This is a genomic window from Halopenitus sp. POP-27 (genome assembly GCF_029889855.1).
Classification (GTDB): Archaea; Halobacteriota; Halobacteria; order Halobacteriales; family Haloferacaceae; genus Halopenitus; species Halopenitus malekzadehii.
In genome coordinates this window covers 32,367-46,449 of sequence record NZ_JARANU010000001.1, presented here as the reverse complement: position 1 = coordinate 46,449, position 14,083 = coordinate 32,367, and the positions used below count along the sequence as shown (strand labels likewise).

The 14,083-nt window shown below is 66.7% G+C and carries 16 protein-coding genes; 11 read left to right on the top strand and 5 right to left on the bottom strand.

Features of this window, described 5'->3' with window-relative positions:
- Window positions 1–19 precede the first annotated feature (19 nt).
- On the top strand, window positions 20–325 hold the full coding sequence (locus tag OQF70_RS00275; protein ID WP_280535243.1) for a hypothetical protein: 306 nt from the start codon (window positions 20–22) through the stop codon (window positions 323–325).
- Window positions 322–1,185 (top strand): hypothetical protein, encoded by an 864-nt coding sequence (locus tag OQF70_RS00270; protein ID WP_280535242.1) that lies wholly within the window; start codon window positions 322–324, stop codon window positions 1,183–1,185. The genes OQF70_RS00275 and OQF70_RS00270 overlap by 4 nt, the downstream gene beginning before the upstream one ends.
- A 176-nt stretch (window positions 1,186–1,361) precedes the next feature.
- On the opposite strand, the gene OQF70_RS00265 is transcribed toward OQF70_RS00270, so the two are convergent.
- Together OQF70_RS00265 and OQF70_RS00260 are read right to left on the bottom strand one after the other, a co-directional pair.
- Complete coding sequence (locus OQF70_RS00265; protein ID WP_280535241.1) at window positions 1,362–3,965, bottom strand: heavy metal translocating P-type ATPase; 2,604 nt, start codon at window positions 3,963–3,965, stop codon at window positions 1,362–1,364.
- 237 nt (window positions 3,966–4,202) lie between these two features.
- Window positions 4,203–5,117 (bottom strand): RIO1 family regulatory kinase/ATPase, encoded by a 915-nt coding sequence (locus tag OQF70_RS00260; RefSeq protein WP_280535240.1) that lies wholly within the window; start codon window positions 5,115–5,117, stop codon window positions 4,203–4,205.
- A gap of 227 nt (window positions 5,118–5,344) precedes the next feature.
- Here OQF70_RS00260 and OQF70_RS00255 point away from each other — a divergent pair, with 227 nt between their 5' ends.
- Entirely contained in the window at window positions 5,345–5,716 is a 372-nt protein-coding gene (locus OQF70_RS00255) for a helix-turn-helix domain-containing protein (protein ID WP_280535239.1), read from the top strand.
- Window positions 5,716–6,066 carry a type II toxin-antitoxin system PemK/MazF family toxin gene (locus tag OQF70_RS00250; protein ID WP_280535488.1) on the top strand — a complete coding sequence of 117 codons (351 nt, stop codon included), beginning with the start codon at window positions 5,716–5,718 and terminating at the stop codon, window positions 6,064–6,066. Before OQF70_RS00255 ends, OQF70_RS00250 begins: the two co-directional genes overlap by 1 nt.
- 194 nt (window positions 6,067–6,260) lie before the next feature.
- Here the strand turns inward: OQF70_RS00250 and OQF70_RS00245 are convergent, their stop codons facing one another.
- Both OQF70_RS00245 and OQF70_RS00240 read right to left on the bottom strand, forming a co-directional pair.
- Window positions 6,261–6,695 carry an acyl-CoA thioesterase gene (locus tag OQF70_RS00245; protein ID WP_280535238.1) on the bottom strand — a complete coding sequence of 145 codons (435 nt, stop codon included), beginning with the start codon at window positions 6,693–6,695 and terminating at the stop codon, window positions 6,261–6,263.
- A 96-nt stretch (window positions 6,696–6,791) separates the two neighbouring features.
- Window positions 6,792–7,001 (bottom strand): hypothetical protein, encoded by a 210-nt coding sequence (locus OQF70_RS00240; RefSeq protein WP_280535237.1) that lies wholly within the window; start codon window positions 6,999–7,001, stop codon window positions 6,792–6,794.
- A gap of 156 nt (window positions 7,002–7,157) precedes the next feature.
- On the opposite strand from OQF70_RS00240, the gene OQF70_RS00235 reads away from it, so the two are divergent.
- The 7 genes from OQF70_RS00235 (at window position 7,158) to OQF70_RS00205 (ending at window position 13,370) form a co-directional block, all read left to right on the top strand.
- The gene (locus tag OQF70_RS00235) at window positions 7,158–8,267 is read left to right on the top strand and encodes a metal ABC transporter substrate-binding protein (RefSeq protein WP_280535236.1); all 1,110 of its coding nucleotides are present in this window, start codon (window positions 7,158–7,160) and stop codon (window positions 8,265–8,267) included.
- Window positions 8,268–8,296: 29 nt separating this feature from the next.
- Complete coding sequence (locus OQF70_RS00230) at window positions 8,297–9,082, top strand: metal ABC transporter ATP-binding protein (protein WP_280535235.1); 786 nt, start codon at window positions 8,297–8,299, stop codon at window positions 9,080–9,082.
- Entirely contained in the window at window positions 9,079–10,035 is a 957-nt protein-coding gene (locus OQF70_RS00225) for a metal ABC transporter permease (RefSeq protein WP_280535234.1), read from the top strand. Before OQF70_RS00230 ends, OQF70_RS00225 begins: the two co-directional genes overlap by 4 nt.
- 57 nt (window positions 10,036–10,092) lie before the next feature.
- Window positions 10,093–10,914, top strand: coding sequence for a biotin/lipoate A/B protein ligase family protein (locus OQF70_RS00220; RefSeq protein WP_280535233.1), 822 nt, complete (start codon window positions 10,093–10,095; stop codon window positions 10,912–10,914).
- Window positions 10,915–11,019: 105 nt separating this feature from the next.
- Complete coding sequence (locus OQF70_RS00215) at window positions 11,020–11,859, top strand: deoxyribonuclease IV (RefSeq protein WP_280535232.1); 840 nt, start codon at window positions 11,020–11,022, stop codon at window positions 11,857–11,859.
- Between the two features lie 70 nt (window positions 11,860–11,929).
- On the top strand, window positions 11,930–12,406 hold the full coding sequence (locus OQF70_RS00210; RefSeq protein ID WP_280535231.1) for a hypothetical protein: 477 nt from the start codon (window positions 11,930–11,932) through the stop codon (window positions 12,404–12,406).
- 49 nt (window positions 12,407–12,455) lie between these two features.
- Window positions 12,456–13,370: a class I SAM-dependent methyltransferase gene (locus OQF70_RS00205; protein WP_280535230.1), complete on the top strand. Its 915-nt coding sequence runs from the start codon at window positions 12,456–12,458 to the stop codon at window positions 13,368–13,370.
- 49 nt (window positions 13,371–13,419) lie between these two features.
- Here OQF70_RS00205 and OQF70_RS00200 read toward each other — a convergent pair whose 3' ends face one another.
- A complete protein-coding gene (locus OQF70_RS00200; protein WP_280535229.1) occupies window positions 13,420–14,082 on the bottom strand; it encodes a hypothetical protein in 663 nt (220 codons plus the stop codon).
- Window position 14,083: the final 1 nt, after the last annotated feature.

Here is a 14,083-nt window from a genome sequence, read left to right as displayed (position 1 = left end):
TTTTAGGACGACCTAAATGATGGCGGAGACGCTCGCCGACACCCGCAGGCGGATCGAATCGCTCGCCAGCGACACCGGTCGGTACTATCTCGCCTGTGCCCGAACCGGGGATCGACCGACCCCCGTCGCGGGGCTCTCCTTCGAGAGTCGTGAGGCGGCTCGCGCGGCCGCCCGTGCGTGTCGAACGTATCGTACATCGCTTCGTCGCTACGACGAGGCGGTTCCGTACTACGACCTCGTGATCCACGAACGCCACGACGTAACGCCCGCCGGTTCGGTGCCCGAAGCGGTCCAACACGTCGGCACGGCCGGTGATCGACGGTGAGCGTCGAGACGATGGTTCACGCGGCGATCGCTCGTGTCGACGCCGAGATCGAACGCGTCGACTCGCTGACGCCCGCGCTCCGGCGGTTCGAGACCGCGGTTCGTGACCTCGACCCGGTCGACGATCGGGCTCCCGCATCGGAGGAGCCGACGCGACTGGCCGATGGCGGGATCGCGGCTGCGTCTCGTCGTGAGTTCCGGGCCAGCCACCCCGGTGAGTCCCGGAATGCGGCGGGGAACGTCGATCACGCCGCGGTCGTTCGCGACGCGTTCGCCGAAACGGTACTGTCCGTCCGCGACGAGGGCTCCAACTCATCTCCGTCCGCGTCGACGCCGACGGTTCTCCGGGGGCTTCGCTCGGAGTTCGGCGACGAGATCGCGGTCGCTCTGGCTCCCGGTACCAACGCCCGGTTCACACCCCCGGTCAAACGAGCCCTGCAGTCGGCGATCGCGGGGCGACGTGGTGAGCTTCGGGCATTTCGGGCCGCGCTCGACCGGGAGCGCGAGTCGCTTCGGTCCGCTCGGGAGGACGTCGACGCGGTCGTCTCCTGGATCGCCAGTGCGGACGAGACGCCCCTCTCGGAACTCGGCTTCGAGGCGCTTCGTGACCGGCACGAGACGCTCGATCGCCATCGCGAGCGCTGCGAGAGCCGCCTCTCGGAGCGACAGCGGACGCTCGGCTCCGCGACCGGACACGGCGCCGAGGCCGGCCTCACGCACCGGTCGCTCGTTGCCCATCTCTACGGCGACGTCGACGAGTTCCCGACGACGCATCCGGTGTTGTCAACCGTCGTTCGGCTGATCGACTGCTGTGAGTCGTGTCAACGTTCAGTTCGAGATCATCTCACGCGACGGGTGTGACCACACGGCGTGTCCGGGGCTCGACGGGACGATCGACGAGCGGAGCCGACGCAGATACCGGTCGCGGAAGCGGGCCGGCAGCCGATAGCCGAACGACCCAGCAGCCGATAGCCGAACGACCCAGCAGCCGATAGCCGAACGACCCAGCAGCCGATAGCGGAACGACCCAGCAGCTGCTAGCGGAACCGACCCAGCAGCCGGTAGTCCCGATCGGGCTCGTACCGCCGGAACAGCAGGCTGTTCGTTAACACCGAGACGCTCGAGATCGCCATCGCGCCGGCCGCCAGCACCGGCTGGAGGAGTCCCAGCGACGCCAGCGGGATCATCGCCGTGTTGTAGCCGAGCGCCCACACGAGGTTCTGTTTGATCTTCCGGAGCGTCGCCTCCGAGATCCGGATCGCCTTCACGACGTCAACCGGATCGTCGCGCATCAGCGTGACGTCGGCCGCCTCGATGGCGACGTCCGTCCCCGAACCGATGGCCGTCCCGACGTAGGCAACCGCGAGCGCGGGGGCGTCGTTGACGCCGTCGCCGACCATCATCGCCCTTCGACCGTCGTCCTGAATGGCTTCCACGGCGTCCGATTTGTCCTCGGGAAGCACCTCCGCGCGGACGTTCGCGGGAGGGATCCCGACCTGCTCGGCGACCGCGTGGGCGGTGCGCTCGTTGTCGCCGGTGATCATCATCACGTCGACGTCGCGCTCCTGCAGCTGGCTCACGGCGTCCGTCGCGCTCTCCTTGACCGTGTCGGCGTCGGCGACGACGCCCACGAGATTGCCGTCGTAGGCGACGAGCATCGCCGTCTTCCCCTCGTTCTCCAGCCGCTCCATCGTCTCCTGAGCGGACGCGGGGTCGATCCCGTTGTCACGGAGGAGCTTCCGATTGCCGACCAGCACCTCGCCGTCGTTCACGGTCGCTTTGATGCCGTGGCCGGGAACGTTCTCGAAGTCGTCGGGGTCGGCCACGTCGATGCCGCGCGCTTCGGCACCCGCGACGATCGCGCGGGCGAGGGGGTGTTCGCTTCCGCTCTCGGCGATCGCCGCGAGCCGAAGCACGTCGTCCTCGCCGAGTCGTTCACGCGCAGTGAGCTGTCCGCCGTCGGCGGCAGGGTCGCCACCGTCCGCGACGGGGTGGTCACCGGTGCCGAACACGACCACGTCGGTCAGCTCCATCTCGCCCTTCGTGAGCGTCCCGGTCTTGTCGAAGACGACCGTGTCGACGTCCTTCGCGCGTTCGAGGACGTCGCCACCCTTGAACAGGACACCGTTTTGTGCACCGAGAGTCGTTCCGACCATCGTCGCCGCCGGCGTCGCCAGGCCCAGCGCACAGGGACAGGCGATCAGCACCGACGAGGCGAACACGATGACGGCGAACTCGAAGACTGAGACGCCTCCGGCGGCGACGGGGCCACCCGCGACGGGTCCCCACAGCGGGAGCGCCTCGACGAAGCCCGCGAGCGTCGCCGGGAACAGGTACCAGACGACCCCCCAGAGGACGGCGTTCGCGATGACTGCGGGCACGAAGTACGCGCTGATGCGGTCCGCGAGGTTCTGGATGTCGGGCTGACGGGACTGGGCCTCCTTGACCGTCTGCACGATCTGTTGGAGGGCGGTGTCCTTCCCGATCTTCGTCGCCTCCACGACGAGCACGCCGTTCTCGTTGATGGTCGAGCCGACCACCTCGTCGCCCTCGCCCTTCTCGACGGGCACGCTCTCGCCGGTGACCATCGACTCGTCGACTGCTGACTGGCCGTCGACGACGGTGCCGTCGGTCGGGATCTGCTCGCCCGGGCGGACCTTCATCCGGTCGCCGACGTCGACGTCCTCGAGGGGGATCTCCTTCTCGTTCCCGTCCTCGTCAACCACGGTCGCGGTGTCCGCCTCCATCTCGAGGAGTTTCCGGAGCGCCTCGCCGGCTTGCCCCTTCGAGCGGGCCTCGAGGTAGTTGCCGAGCGTGATGAACACCAGAATGAACGCCGCCGTGTCGAAGTACAGTCCGCCGGCGATCAGCTCCAGCAGGACCGCGACGGAGTAGACGTACGCGGTGGTCGAGCCCAGCGCGATCAGCACGTCCATGTTGGCGCGGCCGTTCGTGACGAGCGCCTTGTAGGAGTTCTCGTAGAACGGCCTACCGAGCACCAGCTGGACGGGCGTCGCCAGCGCGAACATAACCCATCCGGACGGAAGGCCGAAGAGCTCGTCGCCGACGAGTCCGAGCGCCAGCAGGTGGTCGACCATGAACACCAGCAGGGGCAGGGACAGCACTGCGCCGAACAGCGTCAGCCGGAGTTGCCGATCGATCTCCTCCTGCCGGGCAGCCTCTCGGGCATCCCCTCCCGAGTCATCGCCGCCTCCTGCATCCTCCCGGACGGGCGAGTAGCCCGCCTCCTCGATCGCGTCGTAGAAGTCCTTCGGCTCCGTCTCGGCCGGGTTGTACGTGACCCGCGTTTCGTCGGTCGCGAAGTTGGCGTCGGCGTCGACGACGCCGGGGAGTCGTTCGAGTGCGTCCCGTATCGTCTCCGAGCAGTTCGCACACGACATATCGGTGACGGCGATCGTCACCGAGTCGGTCACCGGCGAGTAGCCCGCCTCCTCGATCGCGTCGAAGATCTCGCCGAGCGAGACCTCCTCGGGATCGTACGCGACCGACCCCTCGTCGGTGGCGAAGTTGATGTTCGCCTCCGAGACCCCGTCGAGCGAGCCCACGGCGTCGGAGATGGTTTGTGAACAGTTCGCGCAACTCATCCCCTGGATGTTGATCTGACTGTTTCGCTGACTCATTATCCGTACATACGGGTTCCGTATTCAACCGGGTTTCCCTTTCGGAAGTTCAGCGATCGCGAGTGAATAGTTTCGAATCCAAAGTGAGACCTCGTGTCCCGATCGAGACCATCCAAATCGATCCGAACGACTCCGTGAGTGATCGTGAGCCGGCACGCGATCGCGTGACGATCTCGTCGAATCCAAACCGTGGCCTTGGTTCCGGTCGATCTCCAATTTCCTATCGCGGTATGTGATTTATTTCTCGCCGAACGAGCGAACCGTCTCGAAGGTTCCGTCCACGATCGCGTCGGCGATCGCCGCCACGTCGGGTGAGTCCGGCGTCTCGTGGGGATACTTCCGGGCGAAATATCCCGTCAGGTTCTCGACGTCGCGCTCGAGGAACTCCCGAGCGTTCTCGTGGTCGGTCGGCACCGCCTGGGGCCAGTCGAAGATCGTGATGCCGGTTTCGGCGATCGCGACGTTGTGTTCGGACATATCCGCGTGGACCCACCCCGCCTCGTGGGCGGTCGTCAGCTCCGTCAACACCAGATCGAGCACGCCCACGACCTGGTCCGATTCGAGTTTCGCGCGGGCCAGCTCCACTCCCTCGAACTTGTCCATCACGATCGCGTGCCGGTTCTGATCGATCGGGCGGGGAACCGCCACGTCCGGATACAGCGTTTCCAGGGCCTCGTACTCCCGTTCCGCCGCCTGCCGGGCGGTGTACAGCCAGGAGACGTGTTGTCTGTCCGCAGTGTACTCGCGTTCCTTCATCACCTCGCGGAAGTTGGTGTATCCCTCGCGGTGGAACTTCAACGCGAGCGGCTTGAACGACCGGGCCTCGTAGACGTCGCTTTCCTTGCCGACCCCGAGCGGGGAGCCGATTCCCTGAACGGTGTCCCGTTCGGCGAAGGTTCGCAACGCGAGGGCGTCATAGCCCTCGAAGGTCAGCTTGTAACCCTCATACTGGATGGTCTTGCGCTCGATCAGCTCCTCGTCCAGACAGCGATCGATCCGGTAGTCGACCTCCTCGGCCGTGAGCTCGGAGTATTCCGGGAGTTTGTTGCGGCGGACCCACTCCGAGAAGCGCATCCCCTGCTCGACCCCCGAGAGGAGATAGAAGTCCTCGGGCTCGAGGTCGGCCATCAGTCCCGCGATGTTCCTGACCATACGGGCCGTACTCCGGCGACTCCTAAAAGGAACGTGCGATCCGCCCTCTGCGTCGCGATAAATGGTATACTACGATACCAAATCTGACGTCATCGGGAATCGAGACGAACCTTCTCGATGCACACGATTTCCCAACCGCCTGTGGTTGAATCCGCGTTTTCCTTCGCCATTTTCGTCGCTTTCATGCCGAACACTCTTTTCAGTGCATACCGTATCCCCGTTCACGGATGTCCATCGACCGCGATACCTTCGAGAACACGGCCGAGGACGAGCTCGCGGATCTCTCGATCCCGGATCAGGTTCTCGGGTTTCTCGCCACTAACGAGGAGCGCGCATTCAAAGCACGCGAGATTGCCTCTCAGATCGGCGTCGAAGAGGGCGCAGTCAGCACCGCCCTCTCGCGATTAAAGAATCGAGGCCTGGTCGAGCACAAGGCAACGTACTGGGCAGTGACCGACGACGTCGAGCGCCTCGAAGGATATAGCGGCTACGAGCGGGCGACCGAACTGTTCAACGCCCAACTCGGAGTCGAGGACGAGGAGGAATGGCGCGAGCACGCGCCGCAGAAACCACACCCAAGCGTCGAGGATGAACGGTGATCGACGCAGAAGAAGCTCCGCTCTTCGAACGGGGTGATGTCGTCTACGGCGATGATCCGTTCAAGGGTGATGAGGACGCTCGGCCCTGGCTCGTTCTCTCGAACCACGAAGGGCGTCCGTTCTACGGCGAGCAGTATATCGCAGTGACCCTCACGTCGAAGTCCTGGATGGACGGTCTCATCGCTGTTCCGGAGGAGAGTTGGATTCGCGGCGGAACACCGGACGAGAGTCGGATCGTCCCGTGGGGCGTCCAATCGATCGACTACGCGGACATCGACTTCTGGCAGGGTCGTATTGCTGAAGACGTCGTCGACGAGGCGGTTGCTTCACTCGTTGCAGAGCTTCAGTAGCGATATTCCTCGATTTCACTGGCGACCAAGGCGAATGAACACAGGGGGCCATACGGAGATATCTGTCCCCGTGATGACCAGAATACTGGTTTCTCGAACGACGCGACTCCGGACGATTCGCTCGTTACGATCGACGGATGGGACGATCGAACGGACATCGATCGGGGGGCGATCGCCGTCGCGGTCCCGACGCGCTACTCCGCGGCCAACGCCTGATCGCGAAGCCGTTCCCCTCTCGATGTCGAGACGGTCAACTCGGGCACGGGGACCGGGGACCGATCCTCGTCGATCGCCACGAACACGAAGTACGACTCGGTCGTCAGCTCCCGGTCCCCGGTGAGGGGATCCTCCCCGTAGACCCGAACGCGGACGCGGACGCTCGTCCGGCCCGCGGCGTACGTGTATGCCTCGATGAAGGCGATGTCGCCGAGTTCCAGCGGGAGCTCGAAGTCCACGGAGTTGATGTGGGCCGTGACGCAGGGTTCGCTGGCGAACCGCATCGCGCTCATTCCGCCGACCTCGTCCATCCACCGGAGGATGTTCCCGCCGTGTGCGGTTCCGTGGTTGTTCGCGTGGTGTGGTTGGATCCGGTTCCGGTCCTCGATGAAGGTCTCGACCAAATCGACCATACTTCGCCTTCGTCGGGCTCCCGTATGAAGGCCACTGCTGAAGGGATGGACGGCGACGGCGGCGATCGCTTTCCGGGGCCGGACGAACGCTGCTCGTTACTCGTCGTCGGTCGGGGTCTCCAGCTTCTCGGCGAGCAGGCTCGTCGTGAGTTCCTTCTCGCCGAGCGTCGCTCCCACGAGCGCGCCCAGCGCGCCGCCGCTGCTGGCGGTGCTTCGGCCGAACAGGCCGCCGATCCCGGCGCCGATGGCGGCGAAGACGGCGGCGTATTTCGCACGGTTCACGGCTCGAGTGATTCGGGACTTCATACCGGATCGAGACGGTGAACGGGGTTAAGCCTCGGGGTGTGTTCGTCGACGTCTCAGGGCACCGTCTCGTTTCTTGCCACACCATAATTAGACTAATCTAAAAATATACTTTGATACAAAGAATTATTTAGTTAGGTGAATTACTCCAAAACACGTATGTTCAACACGGACCCGGAGCGTCCACGACGCCGGTTCTCACGTCGCGACGCGATCGCCGCTGCCGGTGGCCTTCTCACGACCGGGACCGCCGGCTGTCTCGGGAGCGCTATCCCCGGCGACCGCTCGGCGTCGTCCGGTGTGAGGGCCGAGGGGGAAACGGACACCGCAACCGGGGCCGGCGACGCTCCCGTCGTGGTCGCGTCCTTCTTCAGCTTCTACGACTTCGCTCGCCACGTCGCCGCGGGAACGCCGGTCGAGGTGCGGAACCTCGTTCCGACCGGACTCCACGGACACGGGTGGGAGCCGAACGCGCGGATCACCCGCGAGATCATCGAGGCGGACGCGTTCATCCACGTCGGCCCCGACTTCCAGCCGTGGGCCGACCGGGCGATCGAGACGATCGAGGCCGACGGCGCCGACACCGACCTCATCAACGCCCGCGCGGGGATCGACCTCGTCGATCTCGCCGCCAGCCTCGACCGCGACGAGGAGGGGGTCGGCGAGCAACGTGGCAAGGACCCGCACTTCTGGCTCGACCCGAACCGCGCGATGCGGTCGGTCGACACCATCGCCGAGGGGCTCGTTCGGATCGCGCCCGACCACGAGGACGCACTCCGCGCCAACGCCGACGCGTACAAACGCGACGTTCTCGAGCGCATCGACGCGGCGTATCGGCGAATCTTCGAGACCGCCGACCGCGACGTCGTCCAGCTCGCGGCCCACAACGCCTTCCAGTACATCGGCGTCACCTACGACGTCCGGATGCGTCCACTCGTGGTCAACCTGGCCGCCAGCGGCGACGTCAAGCCGACCGACATCACCGAGGCGAAGCGGGTCATCGACGAGCACGACATCGAGTACATCGCCGCCGCGGTCTTCGAGACCCGACGACCGGCCCAGCAGCTCCTCAGGGAGACAGCCGTCGACGCCTACTTTCCGGTCACGCCCTACGCCGGTGTTCGCGAGGACTGGGTCGCCGAAGGGTGGGGTTACGAGGAGATCGCTCGCCGGATAAATATGCCGACCTTCGAGGTGGTTCTCGGGAACGCCGTCCCCGAGGATGTCGGCCCCGACGGGTGGGCCGACCAGTGGCGGAACTTCGAGTGACGATGTCGGACACGATCGACACTCCGGATATGACGAACGCAACGAACTCCACGGACGCGGGAGCCGACCGAGATCCGGTCATCGACCTGTCGACCGTCACGTTCGGCTACACGGCCACGCCAGTCCTCGAGGACGTCTCGCTCGCGGTCGATCCCGGCGAGTACGCCGCCGTGGTGGGGCCGAACGGGTCCGGAAAGTCGACCCTCCTGAAGGTCGTCCTCGGGCTGGTGACGCCTGACTCCGGGAGCGCACGACTCTTCGGCGAACCGTCCCGATCGTTCGATAACGGGGCGCGGATCGGCTACGTCCCGCAGCACGCCGACGCCGCGGTCGGGATGCCGATCACCGTCCGGGAGGTGGTCAAGATGGGTCGGTTTCCCCACGTCGGCGTTCGCGGCCTCTCCGATGCGGACTGGGACGTCGTCGATGCGGCGATCGAGACGGTCGGAATGGCGGGATTCGCGACCCGCCGCATCGGGGAGCTCTCCGGCGGCCAGCGCCAACGTGCGTTCATCGCCCGCGCCCTGGCGGGAGAGGCCGACCTCCTCGTCCTCGACGAGCCGACGGTCGGGGTTGACATCGAGTCCGTCGAGGCGTTCTATGACCTCCTGGACGCGCTCAACGAGGACGGGATGACGATCGTGCTCATCGAACACGACCTCGGCGCCGTCACCGACCACGCCGAGCGCGTCGTCTGTCTCAACCGGACGGTCCGTTTTGACGGCTCGACCGAGGAGTTCCTCGGGAGCGACGCGCTCGCCCGGGCGTTCGGCGCGACGGTCGGCGCCGCGTCCGATGGCGGTGACCGCGAATGATCGACCTCGTGTTCGCTCCGCTGTACCGCGTGCTCGAGCTGTGGTACTGGCTGATGATACAGCTCCACGGTCTCACGGGACTGGAGATCCTCGATCCGAGCTTCACCTTCCTCTATCGGGCGATCCTGATGGGGCTGTGTATCGGGGTGATGGCCCCGCTCATCGGGACGTACCTGGTGCACCGGCGGCTCGCGCTCATCGGGGACGCGCTGGCCCACACCGCGTTCGCGGGCGTCGCGGTCGGCCTGTTCGTCAACGCGGTGCTGGATTTCGGCGTGTCGCCGTACCTGACGGCGGTCGTCGTCGCGATGATCGCGGCGCTCGCGATCGAACTCATCTCGGAGGCGACCGACGTCTACAACGACGTCTCGATGGCGATCGTCCTCTCGACGGGGTTCGCGCTCGGATCGACGCTCATCAGCCTCAACGCCGGCGGGCTCTCCGTGGGGATCGATCAGTACCTGTTCGGCAATCTCTCGACGGTCGCCCCCTTCGACGCAGTCGTCCTGCTCGCGCTCTGTCTGGTCGTCGTCGCGACGGTGGTCCTCGCCCGAAACCAACTCCTGTACGTGACCTTCGATGAGACCGCGGCGGCGGTTTCGGGGATCCCCGTGAACTGGTACAACCGGCTGCTGGTGGTGCTCACCGCGCTCGTCGTGGTCGGCGCGATGCAGATCCTCGGCGTGATCTTGGTCGCGGCGATGCTCGTCGTCCCCGTTGCGGGCGCGACCCAACTCGCGCGCAGCTTCACCGAGTCGATCCTGATCGCGGTCGTTCTCGCTGAGCTCGCCGTGGTCCTCGGGATCGCGGTCGCCTACTACGGCGGCGCGACCGGCGGCCCGGTCATCGTGCTCGTCGCGGTCGGGCTCTACGTCGTCGCGTCCGTCCTCGGGAAGCTGGGGGACGCACTGGCGGACACGGCGGCTCCCGAGACCGATGCGATCGACGGATGACGAGGACCGCGTTCGGCGGACCGCAACGGTTTTTCGGACACGATCCGAACGCGCGGTATGGACGCACCCGACGGTGACTGGCGACTCATCCGCGAGGAGGCCCGACCGGGGCCGATGCAGATGGCGCTCGACGAGGTCGCGGCCGACACCGCCGCCGAGGGCGGGCCCTGGACGGTCCGCGTCTATCGGTGGGACCCGAGCTGTCTCACGATGGGCTACCGGCAGGATCCCGACTCGGTCGACTGGGAGTGGTGTGGGGCCAACGGCGTCGACGTCACCCGGCGCCAGACCGGCGGCGGCGGCATCTACCACGACACGGTCGGCGACATCGCCTACTCGATCGCGGTTCCGGCCGACGTCGTTCCCGGCGAGCTGCTCGACTGTTACCACCAGCTCTGTGAGCCGATCCTCGAGTTCTTCTCCCGGATCGGCGTCGATGCCGACTACGTCGCGGAGTCCGTCCCGGAGATCCATCACCCGGCGTGTTACCTCCGGGAGTTGCACCCGGCCCACGACGTCGTGGCGGGGCCCGCTGACGACCGCCGAAAGATCGCCGGCAACGCCCAGTATCGGCGCAACGACGCCGTGATCCAACACGGATCGCTGACGTTCAGCGTCGACGCCGAGCGCCATCTCGGCGTCTTCGACGACCCGCCGATCGACCCGGAGGGGTTCCGTGACCGGGTCGTCGGAATGGACGAACTCGTCGATCTGGACCGGAACGACGTCGTCGAGACGCTCGAGGGGACGCTCGCCGAGTGGGCCACGGCCACCGAGGGGTCGTGGACGGACGCCGAGCTCTCGCAGGCACGCGAGCGTGCGGACGAGAAGTACCGATCCGACTCGTGGGTGCACGAGCAGCCCGGGTCACGGTCGTAAGCCCCCGTTCGTTTCGTCTCCTCCCGTCCGGGTCGCGACCGTCCCGGTTCCCGGCGCCACGGCGCGTTCCGAAGCGGCTTTGGCCCGCGATCCCCTGCTTTCGGTATGACACTCCGGATCGGCGCCCACGTCTCGATCGCGGGCGGGGTCGACAACGCGATCGACAACCAGCTCGAGGTCGGCGGCAACTGCGGACAGATCTTCACTCACTCCCCACAGGTCTGGAAGGACCCGAACATCGGCGACGAGGAAGCCGAGCGCTTCCGTGCGGGAACGACCGAGAACCTCGCGGGCCCGTGGGTGGTCCACACCTCCTACCTCGTGAACCTCTGTACGCCCAAGGAGGACCTTCGCGAGAAGTCCCGCGCGTCGATGCAGGCGGAGCTTGACGCCGCCGCGGCCCTCGACATCCCGTACGTGAACGTCCACCTCGGCGCCCACACCGGCGCGGGCGTCGAGGCCGGCCTCGAGAACGCGGCCGGCGTCCTCGACTCCCTCGACGTCCCCGACGGGGTCACGATCCTGATCGAGTCCGATGCCGGATCCGGGACGAAGCTCGGCGGGCAGTTCGAACACCTCGCGACGGTTCTCGACCGCGCCGAGACGGACCTCGACGTCTGTCTCGATACGGCTCACACCTTCGCGGCCGGCTACGACCTCTCGACGAGGCGGGGCGTCGACGAGACGATCGCGGAGTTCGACGACGTCGTCGGGCTCGAGCACCTCCGGTGTCTCCACCTCAACGACTCCAAACACGACTGCGGGACCAACAAGGACGAACACGCCCACATCGGCGAGGGTCACATCGGCGATGAGGGGATGGAGCGGATCGTCACTCATCCCGACCTCCGGGAGCTTCCGTTCGTCCTCGAGACGCCGACCGAGGACGGCCGGAGCTACGCGTGGAACGTCGACCGGGTCCGACAGCTCCGATCTGCAGAGTGAGGTGGTCCCCCGATGGTCCGGTGTCTCCACAGGGGGCGGATTTTTGTAGCTGCTGACCGTCGTTCGGATCGTGGTCACCACCGAATCGCTGCTGTTCGGCGAGGGACGCCGCAGGGGTCTGTTGCTGATCGGCGGATTCGCCGCCCTCACTGCGGTCATCCTCCTCGCCGTGTTGACGCTTGAGTATGTGTCTCCATCACACCCACTCACCCGGTTTTTGGCCGATGGCGCGCTCCCCTCGGTTCTGCTGTACGTTCCCGCCCCGGTGGCGGCCGTCGGGGCGTACGCGCGATGCGGAGCGCCGGCGTGTCTGTCGGCCGGCGTCGTTCCCGGCGTCGTCTTCGGCGCCATCGTCGTGATCGGCGGACTGCTCGGTATCCCCGGTACGGGGGCCGACGCGGCGGGCCTTGGACTCTCGATCGGGCTCTCCGTCGGCTTCTCGATCGTCGGCCTCTCCAGCGCGTTCGTCGGCTACTGCACCGGCGTTACCGCCGTTCTCGCGCTTGACGCGTTTCGTGAGAGCGGCGGTCAGGGTGCAGATGGCTAGTCCGGGGCACACTCGACACTTGTTAAACCCCTCGTGACGAACTCCCGCCGTGCGACGGTTCAGCCCCGAATACCTCGACCGGACGCGTCGTGGGATGTGGGACGACGACCGGGGGGCGCTGTCCCCGCTTCGGCTCTCGGAGCGCGACCGCGTTCTCGACGTGGGCTGTGGGACCGGGGAGCTGACGCGCGTTCTCGCGGCGGAGACGTCGCCGGACGCGACCGTTCTGGGGACGGATGCGGACCGGGAACTGCTTCGGGTAGCGCAAGCGCGCGAGCACGCGAACGATGCTGACACCGCTCCTGATGCTCCTCCCGCTCCCGACGACACTCATACCGATCCCGACGCCGGTTCCGGTGCTCCCGACGATACCGCGGCCACTCCGGCCTACCTGGCCGGCGACGCGACGCGACTGCCCGTCGCCGACGCCGCGGTCGATCTCGTCGTCTGCCAGGCGCTGCTCATCAACCTGCCCGAGCCGCGGGCGGCGATCCGCGAGTTCCGGTGCGTCTCGAGTGACCTCGTGGCGGCCATCGAGCCCAACAACGCCGACGTCGGCGTCTCCTCGACGGTCGACGCCGAGGAGCGGCTGGAGCGCGAGGCGCGAACCGCCTATCTCGACGGCGTCGGGACGAACGTCGCGCTGGGCGACCGGGTCCGGGAGCTGTTCCGGCGTGAGGGGATCGAGTCGGTTACGACCCGCCGTTACTACCACGAGAAACGGATCGAGCCGCCGTATTCCGAGCAGTCGGTTTCCGCTGCGGCCCGCAAGGCCAGCGGCGCCGGTCTCGCCGACCACCGCGCCGAGCTCGAGGCGGCGCTGTCGCCGGCGGAATACGATGACCTGCGATCACGCTGGCGGTCGATGGGACGGGACGTCGTCGCGGCGATGCGCGACCGCGAGTACGAGCGCGTCGAGGTCGTCCCCTTCGACGTGACCGTCGGCCGCGTCGGCTCAGCGTGAGCGTCGGCCGCGTCGGGTCGGTATGGCAGGCACCGTCGTCATCCGCCCCTCACACCACGTCGCCGCGTACCGACGACCCCGTCGATCGGTTTCGTTCGCGTCGCATCGTCTCGGCGGCCTCGGCGGCGGCGGCCTCCTCGGCACCCAACATCGACAGCGCCGCCTCGAGCGTCGGCATCGCGAACGAGCCCTCCCGAAGTCGGTCGAGCGCCTCGGCGTCGCGCTCCCCGTCGACCCACAGGCAGACTCCACGCGGGTCGAGGACCTCCGTGTACGTTTCGCGGGCCACGGCACCGGTGAGACGCTGGGTGACGTTTCGGTCGAACCCCGTGTTACAGACTTCCAGATGCACCGGTTCATCGGTCGGGAGGAGGTGGGCAGCCAGACACTTCTCGGGCGCCGCATACCCGTTCGCGTTCGTCCGTACCAGATCGGGATGCTGACGCGCCCACTCCGCACGGACGGTCGAGCCGATCCCACGGACGCCCTCGAGAGCATCCGGATCCGACCCCGTCTCGGTGCTCGGATCCCCGTCCCGTCCCTCGCCGAGGAGGACGTCCTTCGTGACGTAGACGTCGAGACGGTCGATCGGGTCCAGTCCCACGGCAACGTCGCCGTAGACCCACACCTCCCGAACCGGGACCGGCATCGTGTCGGCCTCGACGGTCTCCAGGATCGTTTCCACCCGGTCGATCGCGGCAGTACGCTCCATC

Excerpts from the sequence above, each read along its gene's own strand:
- OQF70_RS00220 (WP_280535233.1), top strand. The coding sequence starts at position 10,093 with ATGGACGCACCCGACGGTGACTGGCGACTCATCCGCGAGGAGGCCCGA.
- OQF70_RS00200 (WP_280535229.1), bottom strand. The coding sequence starts at position 14,082 with ATGGAGCGTACTGCCGCGATCGACCGGGTGGAAACGATCCTGGAGACC.
- OQF70_RS00225 (WP_280535234.1), top strand. The coding sequence starts at position 9,079 with ATGATCGACCTCGTGTTCGCTCCGCTGTACCGCGTGCTCGAGCTGTGG.
- OQF70_RS00240 (WP_280535237.1), bottom strand. The coding sequence starts at position 7,001 with ATGAAGTCCCGAATCACTCGAGCCGTGAACCGTGCGAAATACGCCGCC.
- OQF70_RS00245 (WP_280535238.1), bottom strand. The coding sequence starts at position 6,695 with ATGGTCGATTTGGTCGAGACCTTCATCGAGGACCGGAACCGGATCCAA.
- OQF70_RS00230 (WP_280535235.1), top strand. The coding sequence starts at position 8,297 with ATGACGAACGCAACGAACTCCACGGACGCGGGAGCCGACCGAGATCCG.
- OQF70_RS00255 (WP_280535239.1), top strand. The coding sequence starts at position 5,345 with ATGTCCATCGACCGCGATACCTTCGAGAACACGGCCGAGGACGAGCTC.
- OQF70_RS00260 (WP_280535240.1), bottom strand. The coding sequence starts at position 5,117 with ATGGTCAGGAACATCGCGGGACTGATGGCCGACCTCGAGCCCGAGGAC.
- OQF70_RS00265 (WP_280535241.1), bottom strand. The coding sequence starts at position 3,965 with ATGAGTCAGCGAAACAGTCAGATCAACATCCAGGGGATGAGTTGCGCG.
- OQF70_RS00275 (WP_280535243.1), top strand. The coding sequence starts at position 20 with ATGGCGGAGACGCTCGCCGACACCCGCAGGCGGATCGAATCGCTCGCC.
- OQF70_RS00235 (WP_280535236.1), top strand. The coding sequence starts at position 7,158 with ATGTTCAACACGGACCCGGAGCGTCCACGACGCCGGTTCTCACGTCGC.
- OQF70_RS00215 (WP_280535232.1), top strand. The coding sequence starts at position 11,020 with ATGACACTCCGGATCGGCGCCCACGTCTCGATCGCGGGCGGGGTCGAC.